We start from the raw sequence: 26,764 nt of genomic DNA, 5'->3' as shown, positions 1-26,764 counted from the left end.
AGGCGGATCAGTCCATCTGTCTGATACGAAGGGGTTCGACAAACAAACTCTTCTGGAGCGGCGTTTTCCCAGCCGAGTCCGTCATCATCTTGAGTTTGATGCCGTCACCACGCAGGATCTCGACACGCGTATTGGCAAGCGGCTCCCCCGTGGAAGGGTTGCGAATCACGTAGCTGTCATGGAAGTTCGCGTGCTTCCACGTATTCATTTCCTGGGCCAGTGAACTCGGCCCTTGGCGGCTGAATGCAACGGATTTGATCGTCCGCTCCCCTCGCGTGCCATCCTCGATCCCCGTCGATGACATGCGAAGATAAGAGCCGCCACACTTGAACAGCAGTTCTTCCTTGGCCTCGATAACGACACGCCCGTTTGCACTGGTGATGGTCATATTCTTGTCTGCAAGCAGCCGCATCTCGTCGCTCTGTGCCTCGACCTCAATCTTCCCTCTTGCTGCGAACAATCTAATGCCTAGTTTCTGCGCAAAGATGGATACCAGCTCTCCTGCCGCAACCGTCAAACGCTTGAGTATGCTGAGATCGGTGTTGCCACCAGATGTGGCGATCAGGTTCTCTGCCGCGCTCAATTGCAGGTCGCCGCCCGATGCGAGCGCCATGCCAGCCGGTGCACTGACAAGAATCCCAGCCTTTTTGAGCTTCTTCAGCGTGTCGTCGAGCAGGACCTTCTGCCTGCCGTAGTCGGCTGCGATGGCTTGTGCGGCTTTCGCGGCCGAGGCCAGCGCCTCGCTTTGCTGGAGCGCCTGCTGCAGCAAGCCCTGTGCGGCGTCCATATCAAGTTGCTGCCCGCTTGCATTCGGCTGGTCATCAGCCGACAGGAACAGTCCCTTGCCACCCCGGATCGCTCCCCAGCCTGAGGTGCGCAGTTCGAAGCCATCGCCGCGCTTCCTCTTCTGATGGTCAACGAGATAGCCCAGGTTGAGCTGGGTCTTGCCCCCATATTCGGTCGAGAGCTTGATACTCTCCTGCCCTTCCCAGTCCTCCATGCGCAGCTTGTTGTTGCTCTGCGTGCGGATCACGTTGCGCGACAGCCACCGATCCTGACTCGTGATCAAGTCCGCATGCTGGCTGTTGTGCTGCGCACTGGCGATGTACGGCTTGTTGGGATTGCCGTCGCGGAAGGCCACGTCCACATAGGTGCCGTCGATCAGCGGGAAGTGGAATCCCGTCTGCAGCGCCCCGGCAAACGGCTTGGCCAGTCGTAGTGGAACGCTCTCGCCGCCGTTCGGCCAGGCGTCAAAGTCAAAATCAAAGCGGACGACATAGTGGCCGTCCTGGGTCAGGTAGGCATACTTGTACTGGCCCGGCGAGGTAATGCGGGCGCTCAGCGTCCCCTGGATCTTCGGCCACTTGTCTTCGTCCAGCGGCAGGCGGAAGCGCCGGTCCGAAGGAATGGCCTTGTAGGTGTTGCGGTAGGCCGCGTCGCGCGCGCCGCGATGGATGACCTGCGTGATGACCTGCCCGTTTGGCGCGTCGGGCAGCGCCAGGTCCAAACGCAGGATGCGCGCCGGACACAGTGCGAGGACATTGCTCTCCCCCGCATAGACAAGTTGGCCGGCAAACTCTGCCTCATGGCGCAATTGCGCCTCCCACTTGGCGTCGTCGAATTCCAGATGGTGGGTGCCATACACATAGGACTGACCGTAGGTCGTCTTCTCCTTGCGCGCGACATTGGCTTCGCCAGTGGGGCGTTCCCACGCCTTGTCTGGATTGAAGTCCGCCACCCGGAACGATTCGGGGATCGTCCTGGCATGGGTCTTGATCGAGAACACCGTCTCCTGGCCCGACTCGAGTCCCGCCGTCTCACGATACGGCACGCGCAGTTCCGGCTGGTAGAGGTAGTGGTCGATGTCGTCGCCAAACACCACCGTCTCGCCGAACTTTCCCGGCGCGAAGTAAAAGTAAAGGCCCTCCTGCTCGCACAGCAACCGAAGGTATGCCAGATCAGTCATCTGATACTGGAGCCGGAACTTGTGCTGCGGGTATGTTCGGCGAAGCTTGAAGACGAACTGGTGGCCTTTCAAACCATGCCGGCGCAGAATCGCTTCGATGATTTTCGGCGCGGTCTGCTGCTGGAAGATGCGGCTAGCCCGGGTGAGGCGCAAGCGCGCGATGAGCGGCTCGACCACAATCTCGTAACCGCAGAAGTCGCGAGTCCGCCTGGTCTCGCTGAAGTGCGTGATGCAGCCGGCGAACCTGCGCGGATCGCTGCCGTCGGCGGGATCGATCAGGAAAGTCGCTTCCTTGCCCAGATAGTCGGCTCGGTCAAGCGCCAGCGGGTGCGTCAGTTGAACAGTGACGGTATAGGGCTCGCCCATCCGCTCCACCGCTTCGAATGACATCACCGACAGCGCCGCCGCGCTTGCCGTGCCGGCCACCTTCAGAAAGTACGCCTGCCGACCGGTCAGTCCCCTGGGCAGCGAATCGCCATAAGGCTTCCGTTCCTTTCCCAGATCCGCCATGGTTTGCGCTCCGTTATCAGTGTGATCGAACTTTCTGCACAGGCAATGCATCGCTCGACACACAGCGTCTGGCCGCCCACGGTAGACGCTTTTGCTTGCTGCCGTAATCCCTCTTCCGTCGTCTTCGCACAAATCGTCGATCTGAATCAACATTCTGTGCAGATCTGAAAAAGTCCTATATTTCCGCAGCAGACAGCGTGGTACTAATCAAGAAAATTCGCCGTACTGATCGTTGTTGAAGCCTTAGCAATCGTTAGAGACAGAATTAAAAAGGATCCAAAGAATGGCTGAAAGTTTTCAAAACGAAGTGCCCAAGGCACGAGTCAATATCAAGCTGGACTTGCATACCGGCGGTGCGCAGAAGAAGGTCGAACTGCCGCTCAAGCTGCTGGTGATGGGCGACTACAGCAACGGTCAGGACACGCGGGCGCTCGCGGAGCGCGAGAAGGTGTCCATCAACAAGAACAATTTCAATTCGGTCCTCGCCGACTTCAACCCCAGGGCGAAGATCGCAGTCGAGAACACCCTCGTTGGCGATGGCACCGAACTGCCGGTCGATCTCGACTTCAAGTCGATGGACGACTTCAGGCCGGAGGTGGTGGCGGGGAAGGTGCCCGAACTGCGCGCCCTGATGGCCGCACGTAATCTGCTGCGCGACCTGAAGTCGAACCTGCTCGACAACGCAATGTTCCGCCGCGAACTCGAAAAAATCCTCAAGGACCCGACCCTGTCCGAGCGGCTGCGCGCCGACCTGCAGAAGATCGGCCAGGCCGCTCCGGCTTCCCCGTCCGCCCAGTAACTGTCACCGTCTTCCTTGAGGAATCAGCCCCATGACCAAGCATGAAATCGCCGCGAGCGCCCATGGCGAAACCGGCACCGTCGTCCTGGATGCGCCAGGCAAGAGCGTCTACGAGTCCCTGTGCGAGAAGATCCACCTGATGCCGGTCACGACCACGCGTCCGATGGAGTCGTTCCAGAGCGCCGATGCGCTCTCCGAATCGTCGCTGGATGAACGCGTCGCCCAGGCGATGAACGTCTTCCTGAAGATGATCCAGGACTCGTCGCAGCAGGTGGACCGCCTCGACAAGAGCCTGCTCGATTTCCATATCGCGCATCTGGACCAGCAGATCAGCCGCCAGCTGGACGCGATCATGCACAACGACACGTTCCAGCAGATCGAATCGGCCTGGCGCGGTCTCAAGTTCCTGGTCGATCGGACCGACTTCCGCAAGAACGTCAAGATCGAAGTGCTGGATGTCTCGAAGGACGCGCTGCGCCAGGACTTCGAAGACACCCCCGAGGTCATCCAGAGCGGCCTGTACCTGCACACCTACATCCAGGAATACGACACGCCGGGCGGCGAGCCAATCGGCTCGATCATCTCGAACTATGCGTTCGACCGCAGCGCCCAGGATATCGCCCTGCTGCGCAACCTCTCCAAGGTCTCGGCCGCAGCCCACATGCCGTTCATCGGCTCGGTCTCGCCGGCATTCTTCGGCAAGGAGTCGATGGAAGAAGTCGCCAGCATCCGCGACATCGGCAACTACTTCGATCGCGCCGAATACCTGAAGTGGAAGAGCTTCCGCGAGTCGGACGACGCGCGCTATATTGGCCTGACGCTGCCAAACTTCCTGGCCCGCCTGCCCTACGGTCCCGAGACCGTGCCGGTGCGCGCCTTCAATTACACCGAAGCCGTCAAGGGTCCGGATCACAACCGCTACCTGTGGGCCAATGCCTCGTTCGCCTTTGCCGCGAACATGGTGCAGAGCTTTATCAAGAACGGCTGGTGCGTGCAGATCCGCGGCCCGCAGGCCGGCGGCCTGGTCGAGGACCTGCCGATTCACCTCTATGACCTGGGTACCGGCAACCAGGCCAAGATCCCGACCGAGGTGCTGATCCCGGAAACGCGCGAGTTCGAGTTCGCCAATCTGGGTTTCATTCCGCTGTCGTACTACAAGAATCACGACTTCGCGTGCTTCTTCTCCGCCCATTCGGCCCAGAAGCCGGCGCTCTACGACACCAGGGAAGCGACCGCCAACAGCCGCGTCAATGCGCGCCTGCCATATATCTTCCTGCTGTCGCGGATCGCGCACTACCTGAAGCTGATTCAGCGCGAGAACATCGGCACCACCAAGGATCGCCGCCTGCTGGAGCTGGAACTGAACACCTGGATCAAGACGCTCGTCACCGAGATGACCGATCCGGGTGACGAGCTGCAGGCCTCGCACCCGCTGCGCGAGGCCAAGGTCCTGGTCGAGGATCTCGAGGACAACCCCGGCTTCTTCCGCGTGAAGCTCTTCATCGTGCCGCACTTCCAGATCGAGGGCATGGACATCAATCTGTCGCTCGTATCGCAGATGCCCAAGGCGAAGAACTGAACGGCCGCGGCCGTTCCTGAAACGCTGATATGACGACGTTCCGACGCACGCTGGCTCTACAGCCACCGTGCGGCACCTCCCATGCGGAAAGGGTTCCTTTCCGCGTACCAGCCGAGCACGATGAAGATAACAAGACCGCTGTGGGCACAGGGCATTTTCATGACCCCGCAGCATTTCCAGCAACAGGCGCTGTGGGACCGGTATGCCGACGAGCAGGTCGCACGCATGGCGAGTCCCGACCCGTGGGGCATTGTCCGCATCGCGTTCGACCGAGAGGCTTTGCCCATCCATCGGCTGTCGGCAAATTCTCTCGTCCTGCGGCTGCCGGACGGCACCGTCATCGATACGGAAACTGCCGACCTGACGCCCCCGGCGCGCGACCTGGGAGATGTCCCGGCTACCGTCGACGCCGTGGTGGTGCTGGTCGGCCTGGCACTTGTTGACGCACAAGGCGGCAACTGCGTGGAGGCGCGGGAACGGCCCGCCCGGCCGCGGCGTTTCGTGCGCGAATACCTGGAAGTCGCCGACTTGCACGGGGAAGGCAAGGAAGAAATCAGCGTCGAGCGGCATGCGCTCGCGCTTCTCTTCGACTTCGAGGAACACGGCGATTATGTGACCTGCCCGATTGCGCGGCTGGTGCGCACCCCGCAGGGGCGCTTCGAAGTCGATCCGGCTTTTGTACCGCCCTGCCTCTTCCTGTCGGCCAGCGACCGGCTTACAGAGCGGATGAGCCGGCTGTCAGAAATCCTGATCGCCAAAAGCGCGAGCCTGGCCGTGCGCCGGCGCGAGCGCTCCGACCAGATCGCCGACTACGCGGTCGCCGATGTGGCCCTCTTCTGGCTGTTGCACAGCGTGAACAGCAGCTGGCCGGAGCTGGCGCGCCTGTGCACCGCGCCACAGCAGCATCCCGAACGGCTTTACGGCGTCCTGGCGCGCCTGGCCGGGGCGCTGCTGACCTTCTCCACCACCGAGACGCTGCAGGCCATCCCGGCCTATGATCACCTCGCCCCCGAGCCGGTTTTCTCGGAACTGGAATCGCTGATCCGCGCGCTGCTTGACACGGTGATCCCGTCACGCGTGGTGCCAGTGGCTCTGGAGCGCACCCGGCCCACGGTCTGGGTCGGCAAGATCCTTGACGAGCGCCTGGTCGAAGGTGCCGAGTACTACCTGTCCGTGCAAGCCGGGCTGCCCGCCCACGCGCTGCTCGAACAACTGCCTCGGCTGTGCAAGGCTGGGGCGCCGGACGAGGTGGCACAGATTGTCAACTCCGCCCTGCCGGGTATCCCGCTGCGCGCGATGTCGCGCCTGCCGGCTGCGATCCCCGTGCGCATCGAGAACCAGTACTTTGCACTCGACAGCGCCCACCCGGCCTTCCAGCGCATGCTGGACGCGCGGGCCTGCCAGTTCTACGTGCCGGCCTCGCTGCCGGACGTGTCGCTCGAACTCTTCGCGGTATTGCCGGCATGAGATCTTCCGCCATGATGCTCCCGCGCGCCCTGCGCGACACTGCGCTGACTGTGACGGCGCTCGCCGACGCTGCCAGGCCAGCACCTGGCTTCGAGACGTTCCGTACGAGGTGTCTGGAACAAGTGTCCCGTCTGCGCGAGGAATTCTCGGCGAAGGGCCAGCCAGCCGATGTCGTCGAGGATGCCGCCTATGCCCAATGCGCCTTGCTGGACGAGGTCGCGCTGCGTTGGCTGCAAGGCACCGACCGCGACGCCTGGGAGCGCGAGCCCCTGCAAGTGGCGCAGTTCCAGAGCCATGACGCCGGTGAAGCGCTGATCACCCGCATCGAGCGGCGCCTGGCCGAGCCGCAGCCGGTGCTGCCATTGCTCGCCGTGTTCCACGCCGTCCTCGGGCTGGGTTTTCAAGGCCGGTTTGCGCTGAAGGGAGCCAGTGCCCGCGCCGCGCTCATGCGCGCCATCGATGAGCGCCTTGGTTACGCCGGCGTGCAGGAGGCATCCGGCCCGGTGCTGGTGACCGTCGGCAAGACGTCCCGGTGGCGCCACCTGTCGCCGCTTGCCTGGGTGGCCATCGCATGCGTTGGCTCGGGCCTTGTCTATGTTGCTCTGGACCGGTGGCTGGCCGCGGCGATCGCCCGCCTTGCAGGCTGAGAGGGCATTCGTGACCGGCTACCCCTACCGTATGCTGTTTGCCTGGCTCGCGGCACTGGCGCTCGCCTGGCTGGCATTCAGTTCGCCGTGGGCGTCGAAATGGAATCTGCTGCTCGCCGCCTTCACAATCGTCATGGCGTTGTTGGCGATCCTTGCGGCCACTCTGCGGCGGCGTGCACGGCGCCGCGCCGCGGACCCGGTCCTGCATTCTGTCAGGGCTTCACTGGACGCGCTGCCGGGAGACACCCGGCGCAATACGCCACTGGTTTTGGCCGTGGGAGTTGCGGCCGGCGCCCCGGCGCTGGCCTTCGGCGAGGCTCTGGTTCGCATCACCGACACCGCGATCTGGGTGCGTGTTGACGACCCGACCCGGCTGGCACACGTGGCGGATGCCCTCAAGCGATGGCGCGAGGGGCAGGGCCCGGATGCCGTCGCCTGCCTGATTGGCGCCGACCAGGCGAACGATGGGGGTTGCGCTGAACGCCGGCATCAGGCGCTGGCGCTCGGCCGTCGACGAGGCCAGCCGTGCGCTCGGCTATGCGTTGCCGGTCTGCCTCGCCGTGTATGCCGAGGAGGCCAACTGCACGCCTGACGACTGTCCCTGGTTCGGAATGTCGGGCACTGAGGCGGTGCCGGCGGATGCCCTGCCGGACTTCGTCGCCGCGCACGCTCTGCTGTATGCGCAGGCCGCCGGGCCTGCCGACCGCGAGGCCCGAATGCACCGCGCCGCGCGACTTGATGCCCTGGCACGATGGGCCGCTGGCGCGCTGCTGCCAGCTCTTGTCGACAGCCAGCGCAATAGCTTCCGCAATGGGATTCGATACGGGCGCCCGGTGCACGTCACGGCCTTCGGCGTGACCTGCGTCGCCGGCGTCCCCGCTGCGGACTCGCTGCTTGCCCGCTTCAGCGAACAAACGACAGCGCTTGGCCGGCTCCCCAGGGACGGCAGCCGTGCCGCTTACCCGCTGCCAGCGCCCCTGATCCGGGGCATCGCTCTGCAGCCGGTGCGGCGGACATTTCCGCGCGCCCTGGCGCACGCCTTTGCCTGGCTGTCGTTGGCCTTCTGCGCCGCCTGCACGGCCTCGGCCTGGCAGAACCGGGCACTGGTCGCACGCGTCATGGCCGATATGGCCCGCTATCGCGCGATCGGCGTCGAGCACGACGCCGCGCGTGTCGATGCGCTGCAGGCCATCAAGCGCGATCGTGACGAGCTCGAGCAGTATGGCCGCGCCGGTGTACCACCGCGTCTGGGCCTGGGCTTTTATCGCGGCGCCCCGTTGCTGTCGCCGCTCAATGCCCTGATCGCCGCATATCAGCCGCCTGCGCCGCCGCCTGCGACCATCGAGCTCGACAGCCTGTCGCTCTTCAGGAGCGGCAGCGCCGTGCTGAACCCCGGATCGAACCGGGTACTGATCGGCGCGCTTGAGATGATCAAGGCTCACCCGGACAAGCGCGTGCTGGTGGCCGGACACACTGACACCATCGGCAACCCGCACAGCAACCTCAAATTGTCCGAGGCACGTGCCGCCTCGGTGCGCGACTGGCTGGCGGATGCAGCCGACCTGCCGCTCACCCACTTTGCAATTCAAGGCTATGGCGACACCCGTCCCACGGCCGCCAACGACACCGAAGCGGGGCGCTCTGCGAACCGCCGGGTCGAGATCACGCTTATCCCCGATTGCCGCGATGGTCATCGCGACAATCGGACAACCTCTGGCCAGTCGGCCTGTTCATTCCAGCAAAAGGAGTAGAAAGCAATGGCAATTCCCGCATACATGTGGATCAAGGACGATGGCGGCGCCGATGTCAAGGGTTCGGTCACCGTGTCCGGCCGCGAAGGCAGCGTCGAAGTGGTCGCGTTCGACCACGCTGTCAACATCCCGACCGATTCCAACACCGGCAAGCTGACCGGCACCCGCGTACACAAGCCGATCGTGTTCACCAAGGAAACCGACGCCTCGACCCCCTACCTGTACAAGGCGGTCACCAGCGGCCAGACCCTTAAGTCGATCGAGATCAAGTGGTACAAGATCGACGATGCGGGCAAGGAAAAGGAGTACTTCAACACCAAGCTGGAAAACGTGAAGGTGGTCGGCGTCACGCCCAAGATGCTGGACATCAAGAACCCGGCCTACGAGAAGCACAACCACCTCGAAGACATCGAGCTGCGCTACGAAAAAATCACCTGGTCATACAAGGACGGCAACATCATCCACGCCGACAGCTGGAACGAGCGCTCGTAAGACGCTGCTGCCGGTGCCTGCTACCGGCTGGTCATCTCGCGCGGACGACATGTCGTGGTCCGCGCGCCCCCAGTCCTCTCCCCGCGTTCCCCGCTTCGCCCATGACTGCCCGCGATCTATCCCCGTTCCTGCGTCGCCTGAATGACCACTGCGCCCGCGCCCTCACCGATGCCGCCAGCCTTTGCGAAGCCCGTGCCCACCGGGATATCGAGGTCGAGCACTGGCTGATCAAGCTGCTGGAGCTGGGCGATGGCGACCTGCTGGCGATCCTGCGGCGCTATGAACTGGATGTCGACGGCATCTGGAACGCGCTGCTGGCCGCCATCGACCGGCTGCCACACGATCTGCGCGGCAAGCCCGGCCTCTCGCAGCGCGTCGGCCAGTGGCTCGAGATCGCCTGGATGCGCGCATCGCTCGAAGCGACGGCACCCGGCGAGTCGAAATCCATCCGTTCCGCGCACTTGCTCGCCGCGCTGGCCGAGTCGCCGTACTTGCTGCGCGCACCCGATGCGTGGCCGCTCCTGTCCGTGTCGGCCGCGCAGATCGAGCGCCTGACGCACGAACTGAACAAGATCTCCGTCGAGGCGGTTACGCCCGTTGCCCATGGTGCCGATGGAAAAGCTCCCGATTCGCCAATGCCGGAGCCAGCCCCGCCGAGGCCGATGCCGGGTCAGGCCGACACCTCCGCGCTGGCCCGCTTCACCACCGATATCACGCAGAAGGCGCGCGACGGCAAGATCGACCCTGTGTTTGGCCGCGATGTCGAAATTCGCCAGATGGTCGATATCCTGGCACGGCGGCGCAAGAACAACCCGATCCTGGTTGGCGAGCCGGGGGTGGGCAAGACCGCGCTCGTGGAAGGGCTGGCGCTCAAGATCGCCGAAGGGGATGTGCCCGCCGTCATCCGGGACGTCAGCGTGCTGACGCTGGACCTGGGGCTGTTGCAGGCCGGTGCAGGCGTCAAGGGCGAATTCGAGCAGCGCCTCAAGAATGTGATCGAGGCCGTGCAGCAATCCCCGACCCCGACCTTGCTCTTCATCGATGAGGCCCACACCCTAATCGGCGCGGGCAATACCGCCGGTGGCGCCGATGCCGCGAACCTGCTCAAGCCCGCGCTCGCGCGGGGTGAACTGCGCACCATTGCGGCCACCACCTGGTCCGAATACAAGCAGTATTTCGAGCGCGACGCCGCGCTCGAACGTCGTTTCCAGATGGTCAAGGTCGACGAGCCCGATGAGGAGAACGCCTGCCTGATGCTGCGCGGCCTGAAGGAGCGGTATGCCCGACACCACGGCGTACACATCACCGATGCGGCCGTCGCCGCAGCCGTCCGGCTGTCGCACCGCTACCTCACCGGGCGCCAGTTGCCGGACAAGGCCGTCGACCTGCTCGACACCGCCGCCGCGCGCGTGCGCATGAGCCTGGAGGCCACACCGGTCGCCATTTCCGCCTGCGAAGCCGAGCGCGCGGCCCTCGAGGTCGAGCGCACTGCCCTGCTGCAGGACCGCGACGCCACCGGTGCCGAGGCCGGCGCTAGGCTGGCGGCCATCGATGCCCGGCTGGCCGCGCTGGCCAGCGAGTTGAACGCGTTCTCGCACGCCTTCACCGAACAGAAACGCGCCGCCGGGAACCTGATCGCATTGCGCGCTCAATGGCACGCGGCCACCGATGAGTCGGTCCGCCGGGATCTGGTGCCGTCGATCCAGGCCGCGCACCAGGCGCTAGCCAGGCAGGGCCACCCCGCGCTGCTGCACGCGGAGGTCGACGAGACGGCCATTGCCCAGGTGATTGCCGATTGGACTGGGGTACCGGTCGATAGTCTGCTGTCCAGCGAGCTGGCCAACCTGTTGGAGCTGGAAGCGCGTCTGGGCCGGGTAGTGGTCGGCCAGGACGAGGCGCTGGCCGCGCTTGGCAAGAGCCTGCGGGCGGCCAAGGCGGGACTCAAATTCGGGGATGCGCCGCTGGGCGTGTTCCTGCTGGTCGGGCCTTCCGGCGTCGGCAAGACGGAAACAGCCCGTGCACTGGCGGATCTGATGTTTGGCGGCGAGCGCTCGCTGATCACCATCAACCTGTCGGAATACCAGGAAGCGCACACGGTCTCGCAGTTGAAGGGTTCGCCGCCGGGGTACGTCGGATACGGAGAAGGCGGCGTGCTGACCGAGGCGGTCCGTCAGCGCCCTTACAGCATCGTTCTCCTGGATGAAGTCGAGAAGGCCCACCGCGAAGTACTGAACCTGTTCTACCAGGTCTTCGACCGCGGCTTCATGCGCGACGGCGAAGGCCGGGTGATCGACTTCCGCAATACCGTCATCCTGATGACCTCGAACCTGGGCAGCGAACAGCTTCTGGCGGCGACCGATGCCGCGGCGGAGGCCGCTGCCGAACTCCCGGCCGGCACCCTGATGGAAGCGATCCGTCCGCTGCTGATCGACCACTTCCAGCCGGCGCTGCTCGCGCGTTTCCAGACCGTCGTGTATCGTCCGCTGTCGGCCGAGGCCATGGCCACGATCGTGCGGATGAAGCTTGGCAAGGTGGCCGACCGGATCGCGCGTCGCTATGGCGTGCCGTTACGGTGTGATGATTCCCTGGTGGCCGAACTGGTGCGGGCCTGTCTGCTGCCCGATTCGGGCGCGCGCAACATTGACAGCCTGCTCGACCAGCAGATCCTGCCGGTACTGTCGCGCGAGCTGCTGGTGCGTATGGCCGACAGGCAGGCGCCGGCGCCGATCCATCTGTCGTTCTCCGAGGAAGACGGCATCGGCTTGATCTTCGAGGAAGCATCCGTCACCACGGAGGCGAGTGCGTGACAAGGGGCGGGCCGGGCCTCTTCGAGGCGGTGACCGGATTCTTTGCGAACGGGGTCGCGATCGACGAGTTCGACGCCGCCACGCAGACCTTCCTGTCAATACAGGACAACATCCAGCGCATCCTCAACAGCCGCCGCGGTGGCCTGGCCCACTTGCCGGACTATGGCCTCGGCGATCTGTCCCGCATCTACCGGCACCTGCCGGCCTCGGCGCACACGCTCAAGCGCGAAATCGAGACCACGCTGCTGCGCTATGAACCGAGGCTCGAGGCGGTCGACCTCACGATCGAGGAGACCGAGCCGGGCATGCTGCTCAGCTTCACCATGAGCTGCCACCTGCACCAGGCCGGGCTGGTGCGGTTCGGCACGCACTTCACACCTGACGGACAGACGCGGCTCAAACTGCTGAAGGCCGACCGCGATCGTGAATGACTCCACGACCGATAGCGCGCCCGTCCCCCGCAAGCGGGAGACGGGCGCAAACATGCGGGCAACCTCTGTCGCGTTGTGGGAGAACGCTCCCAACCGCGCTTACTCGACCGCGATCCCCTTCTCGCGGATCACCTTGCCCCACTTGGCGTAATCCTGGCGGATACGCTGGCCCATCTGCGCCGGCGCCTGATAGTTGGCGATGGCGCCGGCCTTCAGCAGCTTGTCCTGGACATCCTTGTCAGCCAGGATCTTGCCGACTTCGGTCGAGACGCGATCCACGACATCCTTCGGCGTTCCCGGCGGCGCCAGCAAGCCGCCCCACGACACCGCGTCATAGCCCTTGAAGCCTTGCTCGGCGATGGTCTTGACGTCCGGCAGCATGGCCACGCGCTGCGGCGAACCGACCGCGATGGCGCGCAGCTTGCCAGCCTGGATGTGCGGCAGCGCGGCGACGAGGTCGGCATACATGATGGGCACCTGGCCGCCGATGGTGTCGCTGATGGCCGGCACGCCGCCCTTGTACGGCACGTGCTGCATCTCGAAGCCGCCCATCTGCTTGAGCAGTTCCATGCTCAGGTGGCCGAAGCTGCCGGCTCCCGAGCTGGTGTAGTTGAGCTTGCCGGGCTGGGCCTTGGCCTGCGCGATCAGCTTCGGCAGGTCCGTCACGTTCGGCAGCAGCGTGGGGTTCACCACGACCACGATGGGCAGGTCATAGACCGTGGCCACCGGCGTGAAGTCCTTGATCGTGTCGTAACCGGCCTTCCGGTACAGATGCGGGGCCAGCAGCGTCGGCGTGGCCAGCATCATGAGCGTGTAGCCGTCGGCCGGGCTCTTGGCCACCTGCGCGGCCGCGATCGAACCCGACGCACCGGCGCGGTTCTCCACGATCACGGGCTGCTTGAGGGCCTCGCCTAGCTTCAGGCCGACGATGCGCGACGCGGTGTCCGTGGGGCCGCCCGGCGGGAACGGCACGACCAGCTTGATCGGCTTGCTCGGCCACGCCTGCGCGAACGCGCTGCTGACCAGCAGCGGTGCCGCGGCCAGTGCCAGGATGGCGCGGCGGCGGGAGTGGACCATACGGGTGAAATTTCGAATGCGCACTTTATTGTTCCGGTTTGAGTCAGTGCAAGGTCTCCATTGGGCCCCCTTGCCGGGCCTGGCCGCGCCAACGGTCATGACGTCCGCGCGGCGCAAATACTCAGGCGTTGCCCGGGGTCTCCGGCAGCGTCAGCACGCCACGCGCCTGCAGGTCCTGCAATTGCTCGTCGCTCAGCTGAAGCAGGTTCTGCAGCACGGCGCGCGTGCCTTCGCCCAGCGTGGGCGGCGCGCTGCGGATCGGCAGGCGCTGGCCGTCGAGGCGGTACGGCGGCGCGAACACATGCGTGCTGCCGGCCACCGGGTGCGGCATCTCGCGCAGCAGGCCGCCCTGGCGGGTCCGCTCGCTGGTCAGCGCCTCGTGCAGGCCGGCCACTTTGCCACAAGGGATGCCGCAGGCCGTCATGCGCTCGAGCAGCAGGTCGCGCTTAAAGCTGCGGATCAGGCCGGTGATAAGCGGGGTCAGCGTCTCGCGGTTCTTCGCCCGCTCGACATTGGTCGCATAGCGCGGATCCTCGACGATGTCCGGGCGCTCGATGACCTGGCGGCAGAACTTGTCGAACTGGCTGTTGTTGCCCACCGCGATGATCAGCGGGCCGTCGGCGGACTCGAACATACCGTAGGGCACGATCGACGGATGGGCATTGCCATAGCGTGCCGGGTCGCGGCCCAGCAGCATGGCGTCCAGGCCATAGTAGCCCGTGACCATCAGCCCGCAGTCGTACAGCGCCATTTCGATCAGCTGGCCCTTGCCCTTGCGTTCGCGGCGGAACAGCGCGGCCAGCACCGCCTGCGCTGCGTACATGCCGGTCATCAGGTCCACCACGGCCACGCCGAACTTCAGCGGCGGCGTGTCGGCTTCGCCGTTGAGCGCCATCAGGCCGGCCTCGCCCTGGATCACCAGGTCGTAGCCGGGGCGCTTGGCCTCGGGGCCGCTGGTGTTGTAGCCAGACACCGCGCAGTAGATCAGCTCGGGCTTGATCGCCTTGAGCTGTTCATAGCCCAGGCCCAGCTTCTCGGCGCCGCCGGTCTTGAAGTTGTGGATGACCACGTCGAACTGCGGCAGCAGGTCATAGACGATCTGCACGCCTTCCTTGCTCTGCAGGTCCAGCGTGATGGACCGCTTGTTGCGGTTCATGCTGTTGAAGTACGTGGTCTCGGTCTTGCCGATGCGCATGCCCCAGTCGCGCGTATCGTCGCCGCGGCCCGGGTGTTCGACCTTGACTACTTCGGCACCGAAGTCGGCCAGGACCTGGCCGCACAGCGGCCCCGCGAACACGCGCGACAGGTCCAGCACACGCACCCCTTCCAGCGGGAAGTCGATGCCCTGGGATTGTTCCGTTGTAGTTTGCATTGCTCGTCTCCATGGGCTGCGACGAGGCAGGGTCGGCCTCGTCGCAATGAACTACTGTGGCCAGGCGGGCGTCATGCGCCGCGCATATCAGCGTGCCTGGTTGAGGCTGGCGAAATCCTTGCCTTCCGCCACCAGCTTTTCCAGCAGCGGCGCCGGCTTCCAGAACAGCGGGTCTTCCGTGGCGAAGGTCCGGATATCTTCCAGGATCTTCGGCAGGCCGACCATGTCCGCGTACTTCATCGGGCCGCCGCGGAAGCGCGGAAAGCCATAGCCGGACAGGAACGTCACGTCGACATCCAGCGGACGCAGCGCGATGCCCTCTTCCACCACCTTGGCGCCTTCGTTGACCATGGCCGCCATATAGCGGCGCATGATTTCCTCGGCCGTGAACTTGCGCGGCACGATGCCCTTCTTCTGGCGCTCGGCATCGACGATGGCGAGCACTTCCGGGTCGGGTTGGCCGACGCGCGCGCCCTGCGGGTAGAGGTAGAAGCCGCGGCCGGTCTTCTGGCCGAACCAGCCGCGCTCGCAGATGCGGTCGGCGACCTCGACATAGCGCGCCTTCGGGTCGCGCGTCGCGGCGCGGCGCTTGCGGGTGGCCCAGCCGATGTCGCCGCCGGCCAGGTCGGTCACCTGGAACGGGCCCATCGGGTAGCCGAAGCCGCGCACGGCCTCGTCGATCTCGTAGGGGCTGGCGCCGTCTTCCATGATGTAGTCGGCGGCCTGCTTGTAGATGGCCAGGATGCGGTTGCCGATGAAGCCGTCGCACACGCCCGCGCGCACCGGGATCTTCTTCATGCGCTTGGCCAGTTCGAACGCGGTCACCACGACGTCGGCGCTGACCTTGGACGGCACGACGATCTCCAGCAGCTTCATGATGTTGGCAGGGCTGAAGAAATGCAGCCCGATCACGTCCTGCGGGCGCGAGATGCTGCCGGCAATCGCGTCGATATCGAGATACGAAGTATTGGTGGCCAGCACGGCGCCGGGCTTGCACACGCGGTCCAGCTGCTGGAACACGGCCTTCTTGACCTCGATGTCCTCGAACACGGCTTCGATCACCAGGTCCACGTCGGCAATGGCGTCGTACGACGTGCTCGGCGTGTAGCGCGCCAGGATCGCGGCCTTGCCCTCTTCGGTCATGCGGCCCTTGGCGATCAGGCCGTTGTACACCTTCTCGACGTTGGCCTGGCCGCGCGCGATCGACTCGGCGTCGCGCTCGATCATCACCACCGGCAGGCCCGCGTCCAGCGCGGCCACGGTGATGCCCGCGCCCATGGTGCCGCCGCCGATCACGGCGACGCGGCTGAGCGCGCGCGGCGCGGCGCCTTGCGCCTCGGGCACCTTGGCGGTTTCGCGCTCGGCGAAGAAGGCGTGGACCAGGCCCGCGCGCTGCGGGCTGTTCAGGCATTCGACAAACAGCGCACGCTCGCGCGCCAGGCCTTCGTCGAACGGCAGTTCCACGGCCGCGCGCACGCACTCGACGATCTTCAGCGGCGAGAACAGGCCGCGGCTCTTCTTCGCGGTATCGGCTTGCAGCGCATCGAGTTCGGCCAGAGCGGCCGCCTTATCGGCAATGGCCAGGTCGCGCGTGCGGCGCAGCGGCGCGCCTTGGCCGAGCAGTTCGTTGACGTAGGCCAGGCCGGCTGCCACGGGATCATCCCCGTCAGCCAGGCGATCGACCAGCCCGGCGGCCTGCGCGGCCTTGGCCGACAGGTGCTTGCCGCTGAGCATCAGTTCGGCAGCGGCCTTCGCGCCCATCAGGCGCGGCGCACGCTGCGTGCCGCCGGCACCGGGCAGCAGGCCCAGGTTGACTTCGGGCAGGCCCAGCTTGGCGGCCGGCAGCGCCAGTCGATAGTGCGCCGACATGGCGACTTCCAGGCCGCCACCAAGCGCCGGGCCATGGATGGCGGCGACCATGAGCTTGCCGCTCGTTTCGATCTGATTGCAGACCTCGGGCAGCGACGGCGGCATCGGCGGCTTGCCGAATTCACGGATATCGGCGCCGGCGATGAAGGCCTTGCCTTCCCCCACGACCAGCACGGCGCGCACGCCGGCATCGGCCTGCGCCTGCTCGATCGCCTGCTTCAGGCCCTGGCGCACCGCCACGCCCAGCGCATTGACCGGCGGGTTGCAGATGCTGATCACCTGCACGTCGCCGTGGCGAAGAGCGCGAACGACGGAAGCTTCGTTGGTCATGGTTGTCTCCGATTGAGGTCAACCCGGCATTTTGCCTCGATAAGCTGGCTATACAATCCCAAAGGCCATTGACAAAATGTCAAATATAATTTGACGCTGGCTCGATCCTTCCGAAGGGAGGCGTTTGCGCCATGATATCTGTCCTTCAGGTGCGTGGATGAGCACTAATCAGTGCCGCTGGACAGCAATATCAGGCTGCGATGCGTCCAAACGGTATCTCAGTCCTTCGCTTCCCAAAGAGCAAATTCTTCCCGCGCACCCCGGCACGCCGCCGCATCGCGCGGATTCCGCGGCATACCCGCATTCCCAGCAGAAGCAGCCCGGCCCGCAGTTTCAGCCGGCGAAATTTTTCCGCGCCGCAGAATGACCAGCCTTGCTGCATGGCCTATAACCGCTCCTACAGGTTTCACCAGTTGAAAGCCTGACAAAGGAGACAACCGGCGTGACCACTCCCAGCACCTCGCTGCAGAAGGCCTGCCGCCTGCTGCGCGCGCTGACCGATGCCCGCAACAGCCGCCTGACCGACCTCGCGAACGCCGCCGGCGTCGACAAGGCGTCGGCGCTGCGCCTGCTGGAAACGCTGGTGGCGGAAGGCATGGTGCAACGCGACCCGGCCACCAAGGCGTTCATGCCCGGCCCGGAATGGCTGACGCTGCATGCCACCACGGTGCAGCGCACCGACCTGCGCCCGCTGGTCCGGCCCGCGCTGATCCGGCTGGCCAATGCCTTCCAGGACAGCGCCATCCTGTCCGTGCCGAGCGGCTGCGAGTCGGTCTGCATCGAACTGCGCCTGGGCAACTTCCCGATCCGCGCCAATTACCTGGAGATCGGCAGCCGCCGGCCGCTGGGCATCGGCGCGGGCAGCCTGGCGCTGCTGGCCGCCCTGCCCGATGCGGAGGTAGAGGCCGTGCTCGACGGCATCGCGCCGGCCATGCGCCGCTATCCGCGTTTCAGCCGGTCCATGCTGCTCGGCCATATACAGGCCACGCGCGAACGCGGCTACGCGGTGCTGCTGGATGTGGTGGTCGAGCGCATGGGCGGGATCGCCATCGCACTGCGCGGCCCCGACGGCTACCCGCTTGGCGCGATCAGCATCGCCGCGCTCAATGAGCGCATCACCGACCGCGAAGCCGCCATGGCGCGCGCGCTGCGGCGTGAAGCCGAAGCTTTCAACCAGACCTGGCGCCCGCAAACGGGCGCTCCCCCCGACACACAACGAGAACGGCCGGCCGCCCGGCCACGCGCCCGAGAGGAGGCATGACATGCGCTGGAAGCAACGTCCGCAAAGTTCCAACTGGGGCGATTTCGGGCCCGACGACCAGCTCGGCCGCATCAACCTGATCGGCCCCGAGCAGGTCGTGAAAGGCGCGCGCGAGGTGCAGGCCGGACTCAGCTTCTGCCTGTCGCTGCCGCTCGACTACCCGGGCGGCAACAAGCTCAACCCACGTCGCCACCCGCCGGTGCTGCGCCCGACCTTCCGCGATGACATCCCGTATGTGAATTTCCCGCTGGCGAAGATCGATCCGGCCGCCATCGATGTCCTCAGCGACGACCAGGTGCTGATGTGCCTGCAGTACAGCACGCAGTGGGATTCGCTGGCGCACGTGGGCGCGCTGTTCGATGCCGACGGCGACGGCAGGCCCGAGCGCGTTTACTACAACGGCTACCGCGCCAACGAGCATATCGTCGGCCCCGTTGACTACGCCGAGGACGACCACTTCGCGGCCCACCCCTGCGGCCACGATCACAGCGCTGCACAGGCGCTGGGCATTGAGAACTTCGCGGTCAGTGGCATGCAGGGCCGCGGCGTGCTGGTGGACCTGGCCCACACCTTTGGCATGGACTTCCGCAACGTCGGCTATGACGACCTGATGCAGGCCATGGACGCCACCAAGGCCGAGGTCGAGCCCGGCGACACGCTGCTGCTGCGCACCGGCTTTGCCGAGATCGTGCTGTCGATGCAGCGCGAGCCCGACGAAGCGGTGCTGCACCACAGCTGCTGCGCGCTCGACGGGCGCGACGACAAGCTGCTGCAATGGATCACCGATGCCGGCATTGCCGCGCTGGCTGCCGACAACTACGCGGTCGAGCGCTACCCGGCCCGCCCCGCGCCCGATGGCGACAAGCACCACCCGCTGCTGCCGCTGCACCACCACTGCCTGTTCAAGCTGGGCCTGCCGCTGGGCGAGCTGTGGTACCTGCGCGAACTTGCCGACTGGCTGCGCGCCAATGGCCGCACCCGCTTCCAGCTCACCGCGCCGCCGCTGCGCCTGCCGGGGGCGGTGGGCTCGCCGGTGACACCGATCGCCACGGTCTGACCACCTCACACGACACTACACAACGAGCCAGGGAGACGACATGAAGCTACGCCATTCGATGTTCCGCAAGGCCGCCGGCACGCTCGCCATGGCTGCCGCGCTTGCCTGCGGCGCCGCGCAGGCCCAGCCAGCGGCAGCAATCTCCGACGACATGGTCAAGATCGGCATGCTGCTCGACATGAGCGGCCTGTACGCCGACGTCACCGGCCGCGGCAGCGCCACCGCGGCGCAGATGGCCATCGACGACTTCGGCGGCAAGGTGCTGGGCAAGAAGATCGAGCTGGTGGTGGTCGACCACCAGAACAAGGCGGACATCGCCGCCAACAAGGCGCGCGAATGGTTCGACACGGGCCATGTCGATGCCATCCTCGACGTGGCGGCATCCGCGCCGGCGCTGGCCGTGCTCGACGTAGCCAAGCAGAAAAACCACATCGTGGTGTTCTCAGGCCCCGGCAGCGAGCGCATCACCAACGACCTGTGCACGCCGGTGTCGGTGCACTATGCGTACGACACCTATGCGCTCGCCAATACCACCGCGCGCGCCATGGTGCAGCGTGGCGGCAAGACCTGGTTCTTCCTGACCGCCGACTATGCCTTCGGGCACACGCTGCAGGAGTCGGCCACCGCGGTGATCAACGAAGCCGGCGGCAAGGTGCTGGGCGCCGCGCGCCACCCCATCGGCGCGAGCGACTTCGCGTCCTACCTGCTGCAGGCACAGGCCAGCAAGGCGCAGGTGGTAGGCCTGGCCAATGCGGGCGGCGACACCGTCAACGCGATCAAGGCTGCATCTGAATTCGGCCTGACCCGCAACGGCGCGCAGCGCATGGCCGGCCTGCTGCTCTACATCAACGATATCCATGCGATCGGCCTGAAGACGGCCGCCGGGCTGGTGCTGACCGAGGCCTTCTACTGGGACATGAACGACGCCACGCGGGCCTGGTCGCGGCGCTACTTCGAGAAGGTGAAGAAGATGCCGAACATGAGCCAGGCGGGCGCCTATTCATCGGTCATGCACTACCTGAAAGCCGTGCAGGCCGCGGGCACCGACGAAACCGCCGCGGTGATGAAGAAGATGAAGTCCATGCCGATCAACGACTTCTTTGCGAAGAATGGCCGCATCCGCGAAGACGGCCGCATGATCCACGACATGTACCTGTTCGAGGTGAAGAGCCCGGCGGAGTCCAAGTATCCGTGGGACTACTACAAGGTGCTGGCGACGGTGCCGGGCGACCAGGCCTTCATGCCGGTATCGAAGTCGCAATGCCCGCTGCTCAAGCGCTGATATGGCCGGGACAAGCTACGTTCGCGGCACCGGCAACACGCGCTTCGGCCGCATCGAGGGCAGCACGCCGCTGACGCTGATGGCGCAGGCCGCCGATGCCGCGCTGGCCGACAGCGGCCTGGCACGCGCCGACATCGACGGCGTGCTGTGCGGCTATGCCACCACGCTGCCGCACCTGATGCTGGCCGACCGCTTCTGCGAGTACGCCTCGCTCACGCCGGCCTATGCGCACGGCGTGGCTGCGGGCGGCGCCACCGGCGGCGTGATGGCGATGCTCGCGCACGAGCTGGTGCACGCCGGCCGCTGCCGCCACGTGCTGGTGGCGGCCGGTGAAAACCGGCTCAGCGGCCAGAGCCGCGACCAGTCGATCCAGACGCTGGCGCAGGTCGGCGAACCGCATGCCGAGGTGCCCAATGGCGCATCGGTGCCGGCCTACTACGCGCTGCTGGCCTCACGCTACCTGCATGAAGCCGGCGTGGATGCCGATGCGCTGTCGGACTTTGCCGTGCTGATGCGCGAGCACGCCGCCAGCCATCCGGATGCGCATCTGCGCGAACCGTTGTCGCTGGCCGATGCACGTGCAGCGCGTGCCATCGCCACGCCGCTGCGCCTGTCGGATTGCTGTCCGATCTCCGATGGCGCGGTCGCTGTGATCGTGTCGGCCGAGCCCGGCCCCGGCACGCCGGTGCGCATCGCCGGCGCGGGGCAGGCGCACCGGCACCAGCACCTGAGTGCGATCGACGACGTCATGCAGACTGGCGCCGCGGACGCCGCGCGGCGCGCGTTTGCCGAGGCGGGCGGCGGTGTGGAAGGCATCGATTACCTGGCGATCTACGACTCGTTCACCATCACGCTGGTCATGCTGCTGGAAGAACTCGGGCTGGCGGGACGCGGGCAGGCGCATGCGCGGCTGCGCGCCGGCGACTTCGGCTCCGACGGCGCGCTGGCGCTCAATACGCATGGCGGCTTGCTGGCCTTCGGGCACTCGGGCGTGGCCGGCGGCCTGATGCACCTGGTCGAAGCCGCGCGCCAGCTCGCGGGCCGTGCCGGCGCACGCCAGGCGGGCACACGCCGGCGCGCGCTGTTCCACGCCGATGGCGGTGTGCTGTCGTCCCACGTCAGCCTGGTGCTGGAGGCCATGCCATGACCCATCCCTACACCGCCGGCCTGGACGCCGGCGTGGTGCGCTACCAGTGCTGCGACGACTGCGGGGCATGGCAGCCGCTGGAGCGCCACGCGTGCCGCGCCTGCGGTGGCGTGCAACTACGCTGGCGCGATGCCGTCGGACTGGCGACAGTCCACGCCGTGACCGAGATCAGCCGTGCGCCGGACGAAGCTTTCCGCGCGCTCGCGCCCTACACGCTGGTGCTGGCCACGCTCGACGAAGGCCCGCGCGTGATGGGCCATGCCGAGCCCGGCGTGGCCATCGGCGACCGGGTGCGGGCGGGGTTCCTGCGCTTCGGCGAGGGCACGCTGCTGCGTTTCCGGCGCGAATAGCGCCACCTTTGGCGCCTTGCCGGCAAGCGCCCGCCCCGTCCCAACCGGCATCCACAACCGGAGTACTCCTTGGCACCGAAACGATCCCGGCTGCACGCGCTCGCCTTGCTTTCCTGTCTGGCCCTGTCCGCTACGGCCTTGCCGGCGGCGCACGCACAAACGTTCCCGAACAAGCCCATCCGGCTGGTGGTGCCCTATCCGCCCGGCGGTCCCACCGATATCGTCGCCCGCGTGGTCGGGCAGAAGCTGACCGACAAACTCGGCCAGCCGCTGGTGGTGGAGAACCGGCCGGGCGCCGGCGGCAATATCGGCGCCGAAGCCGTGGCCAAGGCCGCGCCGGACGGTTACACGCTGCTGGTCGCCACCACCGCGCACGCCATCAACATGACGCTGTTCAGCAAGCCCGGCTATGACACGCGCAAGGACTTCGCGCCGGTCAGCATGCTCACGCGCGGCCCGCTGGTGCTGGTGACCGCGCCAGCCACGCCGGCCGGCAACGTGGCCGAGCTGATCGCGCTGGCCAGGTCCAAACCGGGACAAGTCACCTTTGCCAGCTCCGGCAACGGCCAATCGACCCATCTCGCCGCGGAACTGTTCAACAGCATGGCTGGCATCCATATGACGCACGTGCCGTACAAGGGCAGCGCGCCCGCGCTGACCGATGTGATGGGCGGCCAGGCCACGGTGATGTTCGACACCATGCTGTCGGCCATGCCCTTCGTGCGTGACGGCAAGCTCAAGGCGCTCGCCATCACGGGCGCCACGCGCTCGCCGGCCGCGCCTGACACGCCGACTATCGCGCAGGCCGGCCTGCGCGGCTACGAGGCCAGCGCATGGAACGCACTGCTGGCCCCGGCCGGCACGCCGCCCGCGGTCCTCGGCACGCTCAACGGCGCACTCAAGGCCGTGCTGCAGGATCCGGACGTACGCACGCGCTTTGCCTCGCAGGGCTTCGCCGCCGAATGGACCGAGCCCCCCGCCACCGCCCGCTTCATCGGGCAGGAGATCGACAAGTGGGCCAGGGTCGTGAAGACCTCGGGCGCCACCATCGACTGACTCTCATCACCACTTACGCCTTGGCCATGACTGCCCCGCTCCAGCCCCTGCTCTCCCCTCGCTCGATTGCCGTGATCGGTGCCTCCGACAATATCCACAAGATCGGCGGCCGGCCCATCCACTACATGAAGACGCACGGCTACGCCGGTACCCTCTACCCCGTCAATCCGCAGCGCGATGCTATCCAGGGCCTGCGCGCCTACCCCACGCTGGATGCGCTGCCGGAAGTCCCGGAGCTGGCCATCATCATCGTGGCCGGCGAGGCCGCGGTGCAGGCCGTGCACGACTGCGCGCGGCTCGGCGTGGCGGCGGCCATCGTGATCGCCTCCGGTTTCGGCGAGGCGGGCCCGGAAGGCCGCCGCCAGCAGGACGAGATGGTGCGCGCCGCGCGCGCTGCCGGCCTGCGGCTGGTGGGCCCGAACAGCCAGGGCCTGGCCAACTTCGGCAGCGGCGCGATCGCCAGCTTCTCCACCATGTTCATCGAGGTGCCGCCGCAGGATGGTCCGGTGGCCGTGGTCAGCCAGAGCGGCGGCGTGGCGGCCATGGTCTACGGGCTGCTGCGCGGACAGGGCATCGGCGTGCGCCATATGCACGCCACCGGCAACCAGGCCGATGTCACGGTCAGCGAACTGGCGCTGGCCGTCGCGCATGATCCCGGCGTGCGGCTGGTACTGCTGTACCTGGAGAGCCTGACCGATCCCGAGATGCTGGCCGAAGCCGCGCGCGTGGCGCGGGCCCGCAACGTGCCGGTCGTGGCGGTCAAGGCGGGACGATCGCAGGACGGCCAGCGCGCCGCGGCCTCGCATACCGGCGCGATCGCCAACGAAGACCGCGCCGTCGATGCCTTCCTTGCCCGCCATGGCATCTGGCGCGTGGACGATGCGCACGCACTGGCGCGCTGCGCGCCAATGTACCTGCGTGGCTGGGATGCCGGCGGGCGCCGGCTGGTGGTGATAAGCAACTCGGGCGCAAGCTGCGTCATGGCGGCCGACGCGGCGCAGTCATTCGGACTGACGCTGGCGCCGCTGTCCGGCACTACCCGGGCCGCGCTCGCCGAACGCCTGCCCGGCTTTGCCACGACCACGAACCCGGTCGACGTCACCGCGGCGCTGCTCACCAACAGCGCACTGTTTGGCGAGGTGCTGCCCGTAGTGGCGCGGGACCCTTCGGCCGACCTTTTCCTGCTCGACATCCCGGTCTCCGGCATGGGCTACGACGTGTCGCGCTTCGCGCGCGACGCCGCGGCGTTTGCCGACACCGCGGGCAAGCCCATCGCGGTCGCGGCCTGGCAGGAGCCGGTGGCCGAGGCATTCCGCGAAGCCGGCGTACCGACCTACGCCAGCGGCGCCGAAGCGCTGTCGGCGTTCTCGCAACTGGTCTCGCACCAGCAACGCCTGCTGCAGATCGCCGCCGAAGGCGAGCCGCCGGTGCCGGCGCGCCACGCGCAGCCGATCGCTGCTGCAGGCACGACGATGAGCGAGGCCGCAAGTCTCGCCCGGCTGGTGGCGGCCGGCATGCCGGTGGTCGAGCACTACGTCTGCCATGACGTCGATGCCGCGGTGGCCGCCTGGCAACGCATCGGCGCGCCCGTGGCGGTCAAGGCAAGCTCCCCGCAGGTGCCGCACAAGAGCGAGCACGGGCTGGTGGCCCTGCATTGCAACGATCCGGAAGCGGTTGCCGGCGCCTTCACGGCCCAGACCCGCAAGCTGCAGTCGATGGGCGTGACGTGTGAAGGCGTCGTGGTCGCGCGCATGGCGCGCGGCCAGCGCGAATGCATGATCGGCGCGCATTGGGACCCGGTGTTCGGCGCGGTGCTGGTGGTCGGCGACGGCGGCAAGTATGTCGAGGTGCTGCGCGACACTGCCGTGCTGCTCGCCCCCTGCCGCGAGGCGGACGTAGAACGGGCGCTGGCCGGTCTGCGCATCGCCCCGCTGCTGCTGGGCGTGCGCAACGAGCCGGCCGTGGACATTGCAGCCCTGTGCCGGCTGGCCGTACAGGTGGGCGAACTGGTCCACGAGGCCGGTGGCGCCATTCACTCCGTCGACCTCAACCCGGTCATGGCGAACCCCGACGGTGTGGTGGTGTTGGATGCGCTGCTCGAGGTGGCGGAAGCCCCGCGTCAGGGCCGTTGACGACCGATCGCCCTGGAAGCGGCTTCAGTCGACTGCGTTCAGGGCTTCGCCCAGCGCATTAATCAGGTCGTCGATCTCGCGCGGGTCGGCAATGAACGGCGGCGCGAGCTGGATGGTGTCGCCGCCGTAGCGCACATAGAAGCCCTTCTTCCAGCAGTGCTGGGCAATCTCGTAAGGGCGGCGGCCCGGTTCGCCGGGCGCGTGCGCGATGGTCAGGCCAGCGGCCAGGCCGTAGTTGCGGATGTCCAGCACATGCTTGCTGCCCTTCAGGCTGTGCACGCTTTCCTCGAACATCGGCGCGAGCGCGCGCACGCGTCCGACCATGTCCTCCTTCTGCAGTACATCCAGCGCGGCGATGCCGGCGGCGCAGGCGACCGGGTGCGCGGAGTAGGTGTAGCCGTGCGGGAACTCCAGCATGTAGTCGGGGCCGCCCGACTGCATGAAGGTGTCGTAGATCTCCTTGCTGGCGATCACCGCGCCAAGCGGCTGCGCGCCGTTGGTAACCTGCTTGGCCACGTTCATGATGTCCGGCACCACGCCGAACGCTTCCGCCGCGGTGGTCGCGCCGACACGGCCGAAGCCGGTGATGACCTCGTCGAAGATCAGCAGGATGTTGTGGGCCGTGCAGATCTCGCGCAGGCGCGCCAGATAGCCGGCCGGCGGGATCACCACGCCCGCCGATCCGGAGAACGGCTCGACGATCACTGCGGCAATGGTCGAGGCGTCATGCAGTGCGATCAGGTCGAGCAGGCGGTCGGCCAGCTCGGCGCCATGCGGCGGCAGGCCGCGCGAGAACGCGTTCTGCGCCAGTTGCGTATGGGGCAGGAAGTCCGCTTCGATCCCCTGGCCGAACAGCTTCCGGTTCGGCGCGATGCCGCCTACCGAGATGCCGCCGAAGTTCACGCCGTGGTAGCCCTTCTCGCGGCCGATCAGCCGGGTCTTGCCGGCCTGACCTTTGGCCCGCCAGTAGGCGCGGGCCATTTTCAGCGAGGTGTCGGCCGCCTCGGAGCCTGAGCCGGTGAAGAACACATAGTCGAGCCCGGCCGGCGTCATATCGCGCAGCTTGTTGGCCAGCGTGAAAGACAGCGGGTGCCCGTGCTGGAAGGCCGGGGCGTAGTCGAGCTGCGCCGCCTGGCGGCTGATGGCCTCGGTGATCTCCTGACGCCCATGGCCCAGCCCCGAGCACCAGAGGCCGGACAAGCCGTCGAAGACCTTGCGCCCGTCGGCATCGGTGTAATAGGCGCCGCTGGCCGCCACGATCATGCGCGGGTCAGCCTTGAACTTGCGGTTCCCCGTGAACGGCATCCAGTGGGCATCGAGCCAGGCGGCATCGGTGCGGATGTCCGGGTCTTGCGAAGATGGGAGCGTCGAGGTGGTCATGG

Annotated in this window: 19 protein-coding genes and 1 pseudogene; 15 read left to right on the top strand and 5 right to left on the bottom strand. The window is 66.6% G+C overall.

Annotated elements, in window-relative coordinates:
* Positions 1–7: 7 nt before the first annotated feature.
* Positions 8–2,476, bottom strand: coding sequence for a type VI secretion system Vgr family protein (vgrG, locus tag CupriaWKF_RS25375; RefSeq protein WP_276101201.1), 2,469 nt, complete (start codon positions 2,474–2,476; stop codon positions 8–10).
* Positions 2,477–2,759: 283 nt separating this feature from the next.
* On the opposite strand from vgrG, the gene tssB reads away from it, so the two are divergent.
* The 8 genes and pseudogenes from tssB (at position 2,760) to tssE (ending at position 12,449) form a co-directional block, all read left to right on the top strand.
* A complete protein-coding gene (tssB, locus tag CupriaWKF_RS25370; RefSeq protein ID WP_276101200.1) occupies positions 2,760–3,275 on the top strand; it encodes a type VI secretion system contractile sheath small subunit in 516 nt (171 codons plus the stop codon).
* Positions 3,276–3,306: 31 nt separating this feature from the next.
* The gene (gene tssC, locus CupriaWKF_RS25365) at positions 3,307–4,854 is read left to right on the top strand and encodes a type VI secretion system contractile sheath large subunit (RefSeq protein ID WP_276101199.1); all 1,548 of its coding nucleotides are present in this window, start codon (positions 3,307–3,309) and stop codon (positions 4,852–4,854) included.
* Between the two features lie 120 nt (positions 4,855–4,974).
* Positions 4,975–6,321, top strand: a complete 1,347-nt coding sequence (gene tssK, locus CupriaWKF_RS25360) for a type VI secretion system baseplate subunit TssK (protein ID WP_276101198.1) — start codon at positions 4,975–4,977, stop codon at positions 6,319–6,321.
* On the top strand, positions 6,318–6,968 hold the full coding sequence (locus CupriaWKF_RS25355; protein ID WP_276101197.1) for a DotU/TssL family secretion system protein: 651 nt from the start codon (positions 6,318–6,320) through the stop codon (positions 6,966–6,968). The genes tssK and CupriaWKF_RS25355 overlap by 4 nt, the downstream gene beginning before the upstream one ends.
* A 10-nt stretch (positions 6,969–6,978) precedes the next feature.
* Positions 6,979–8,719, top strand: a pseudogene (locus CupriaWKF_RS25350) (OmpA family protein).
* Between the two features lie 6 nt (positions 8,720–8,725).
* Positions 8,726–9,211: an Hcp family type VI secretion system effector gene (locus tag CupriaWKF_RS25345; protein WP_276101196.1), complete on the top strand. Its 486-nt coding sequence runs from the start codon at positions 8,726–8,728 to the stop codon at positions 9,209–9,211.
* A gap of 101 nt (positions 9,212–9,312) precedes the next feature.
* Positions 9,313–12,018, top strand: a complete 2,706-nt coding sequence (gene tssH, locus CupriaWKF_RS25340; RefSeq protein ID WP_276101195.1) for a type VI secretion system ATPase TssH — start codon at positions 9,313–9,315, stop codon at positions 12,016–12,018.
* A complete protein-coding gene (gene tssE, locus CupriaWKF_RS25335; protein ID WP_276101193.1) occupies positions 12,015–12,449 on the top strand; it encodes a type VI secretion system baseplate subunit TssE in 435 nt (144 codons plus the stop codon). The genes tssH and tssE overlap by 4 nt, the downstream gene beginning before the upstream one ends.
* Positions 12,450–12,548: 99 nt before the next feature.
* Here tssE and CupriaWKF_RS25330 read toward each other — a convergent pair whose 3' ends face one another.
* From CupriaWKF_RS25330 to CupriaWKF_RS25320, 3 genes are all read right to left on the bottom strand, one after another.
* Positions 12,549–13,526, bottom strand: a complete 978-nt coding sequence (locus tag CupriaWKF_RS25330) for a tripartite tricarboxylate transporter substrate binding protein (protein ID WP_276101192.1) — start codon at positions 13,524–13,526, stop codon at positions 12,549–12,551.
* Positions 13,527–13,647: 121 nt separating this feature from the next.
* Positions 13,648–14,898, bottom strand: a complete 1,251-nt coding sequence (locus tag CupriaWKF_RS25325) for a CoA transferase (RefSeq protein WP_276101191.1) — start codon at positions 14,896–14,898, stop codon at positions 13,648–13,650.
* Between the two features lie 87 nt (positions 14,899–14,985).
* Positions 14,986–17,097: a 3-hydroxyacyl-CoA dehydrogenase NAD-binding domain-containing protein gene (locus tag CupriaWKF_RS25320; protein ID WP_276101190.1), complete on the bottom strand. Its 2,112-nt coding sequence runs from the start codon at positions 17,095–17,097 to the stop codon at positions 14,986–14,988.
* Positions 17,098–17,539: 442 nt separating this feature from the next.
* On the opposite strand from CupriaWKF_RS25320, the gene CupriaWKF_RS25315 reads away from it, so the two are divergent.
* From CupriaWKF_RS25315 to CupriaWKF_RS25285, 7 genes are all read left to right on the top strand, one after another.
* Positions 17,540–18,358: a helix-turn-helix domain-containing protein gene (locus tag CupriaWKF_RS25315; protein WP_276101189.1), complete on the top strand. Its 819-nt coding sequence runs from the start codon at positions 17,540–17,542 to the stop codon at positions 18,356–18,358.
* 1 nt (position 18,359) lies between these two features.
* Entirely contained in the window at positions 18,360–19,415 is a 1,056-nt protein-coding gene (locus CupriaWKF_RS25310; RefSeq protein ID WP_276101188.1) for a cyclase family protein, read from the top strand.
* A 40-nt stretch (positions 19,416–19,455) separates the two neighbouring features.
* Entirely contained in the window at positions 19,456–20,697 is a 1,242-nt protein-coding gene (locus CupriaWKF_RS25305) for an ABC transporter substrate-binding protein (protein ID WP_276101187.1), read from the top strand.
* A gap of 1 nt (position 20,698) precedes the next feature.
* Positions 20,699–21,844 (top strand): thiolase family protein, encoded by a 1,146-nt coding sequence (locus CupriaWKF_RS25300; RefSeq protein WP_276101186.1) that lies wholly within the window; start codon positions 20,699–20,701, stop codon positions 21,842–21,844.
* The gene (locus CupriaWKF_RS25295) at positions 21,841–22,194 is read left to right on the top strand and encodes an OB-fold domain-containing protein (protein WP_276101185.1); all 354 of its coding nucleotides are present in this window, start codon (positions 21,841–21,843) and stop codon (positions 22,192–22,194) included. The genes CupriaWKF_RS25300 and CupriaWKF_RS25295 overlap by 4 nt, the downstream gene beginning before the upstream one ends.
* Positions 22,195–22,263: 69 nt before the next feature.
* Positions 22,264–23,250, top strand: a complete 987-nt coding sequence (locus CupriaWKF_RS25290) for a tripartite tricarboxylate transporter substrate binding protein (protein ID WP_276101184.1) — start codon at positions 22,264–22,266, stop codon at positions 23,248–23,250.
* A 26-nt stretch (positions 23,251–23,276) separates the two neighbouring features.
* A complete protein-coding gene (locus CupriaWKF_RS25285) occupies positions 23,277–25,382 on the top strand; it encodes an acetate--CoA ligase family protein (RefSeq protein ID WP_276101183.1) in 2,106 nt (701 codons plus the stop codon).
* A gap of 24 nt (positions 25,383–25,406) precedes the next feature.
* On the opposite strand, the gene CupriaWKF_RS25280 is transcribed toward CupriaWKF_RS25285, so the two are convergent.
* Positions 25,407–26,762 carry an aspartate aminotransferase family protein gene (locus CupriaWKF_RS25280; protein ID WP_276101182.1) on the bottom strand — a complete coding sequence of 452 codons (1,356 nt, stop codon included), beginning with the start codon at positions 26,760–26,762 and terminating at the stop codon, positions 25,407–25,409.
* Between the last annotated feature and the right edge of the window lie 2 nt (positions 26,763–26,764).

The sequence above is a fragment of the Cupriavidus sp. WKF15 genome (assembly GCF_029278605.1).
Classification (GTDB): Bacteria; Pseudomonadota; Gammaproteobacteria; order Burkholderiales; family Burkholderiaceae; genus Cupriavidus.
Note: the sequence above shows the minus strand (reverse complement) of the source record. Positions and strands in the feature narration are given on the sequence as shown.

What these genes read in the sequence shown, in the direction of transcription:
- CupriaWKF_RS25325 (WP_276101191.1), bottom strand. Translation starts at nt 14,898, where the DNA reads ATGCAAACTACAACGGAACAATCCCAGGGCATCGACTTCCCGCTGGAA.
- CupriaWKF_RS25280 (WP_276101182.1), bottom strand. Translation starts at nt 26,762, where the DNA reads ATGACCACCTCGACGCTCCCATCTTCGCAAGACCCGGACATCCGCACC.
- tssC (WP_276101199.1), top strand. Translation starts at nt 3,307, where the DNA reads ATGACCAAGCATGAAATCGCCGCGAGCGCCCATGGCGAAACCGGCACC.
- tssK (WP_276101198.1), top strand. Translation starts at nt 4,975, where the DNA reads ATGAAGATAACAAGACCGCTGTGGGCACAGGGCATTTTCATGACCCCG.
- CupriaWKF_RS25345 (WP_276101196.1), top strand. Translation starts at nt 8,726, where the DNA reads ATGGCAATTCCCGCATACATGTGGATCAAGGACGATGGCGGCGCCGAT.
- CupriaWKF_RS25305 (WP_276101187.1), top strand. Translation starts at nt 19,456, where the DNA reads ATGAAGCTACGCCATTCGATGTTCCGCAAGGCCGCCGGCACGCTCGCC.
- CupriaWKF_RS25320 (WP_276101190.1), bottom strand. Translation starts at nt 17,097, where the DNA reads ATGACCAACGAAGCTTCCGTCGTTCGCGCTCTTCGCCACGGCGACGTG.
- CupriaWKF_RS25310 (WP_276101188.1), top strand. Translation starts at nt 18,360, where the DNA reads ATGCGCTGGAAGCAACGTCCGCAAAGTTCCAACTGGGGCGATTTCGGG.
- CupriaWKF_RS25355 (WP_276101197.1), top strand. Translation starts at nt 6,318, where the DNA reads ATGAGATCTTCCGCCATGATGCTCCCGCGCGCCCTGCGCGACACTGCG.
- CupriaWKF_RS25300 (WP_276101186.1), top strand. Translation starts at nt 20,699, where the DNA reads ATGGCCGGGACAAGCTACGTTCGCGGCACCGGCAACACGCGCTTCGGC.
- CupriaWKF_RS25295 (WP_276101185.1), top strand. Translation starts at nt 21,841, where the DNA reads ATGACCCATCCCTACACCGCCGGCCTGGACGCCGGCGTGGTGCGCTAC.
- tssH (WP_276101195.1), top strand. Translation starts at nt 9,313, where the DNA reads ATGACTGCCCGCGATCTATCCCCGTTCCTGCGTCGCCTGAATGACCAC.
- CupriaWKF_RS25285 (WP_276101183.1), top strand. Translation starts at nt 23,277, where the DNA reads ATGACTGCCCCGCTCCAGCCCCTGCTCTCCCCTCGCTCGATTGCCGTG.
- vgrG (WP_276101201.1), bottom strand. Translation starts at nt 2,476, where the DNA reads ATGGCGGATCTGGGAAAGGAACGGAAGCCTTATGGCGATTCGCTGCCC.
- tssB (WP_276101200.1), top strand. Translation starts at nt 2,760, where the DNA reads ATGGCTGAAAGTTTTCAAAACGAAGTGCCCAAGGCACGAGTCAATATC.
- CupriaWKF_RS25330 (WP_276101192.1), bottom strand. Translation starts at nt 13,526, where the DNA reads ATGGTCCACTCCCGCCGCCGCGCCATCCTGGCACTGGCCGCGGCACCG.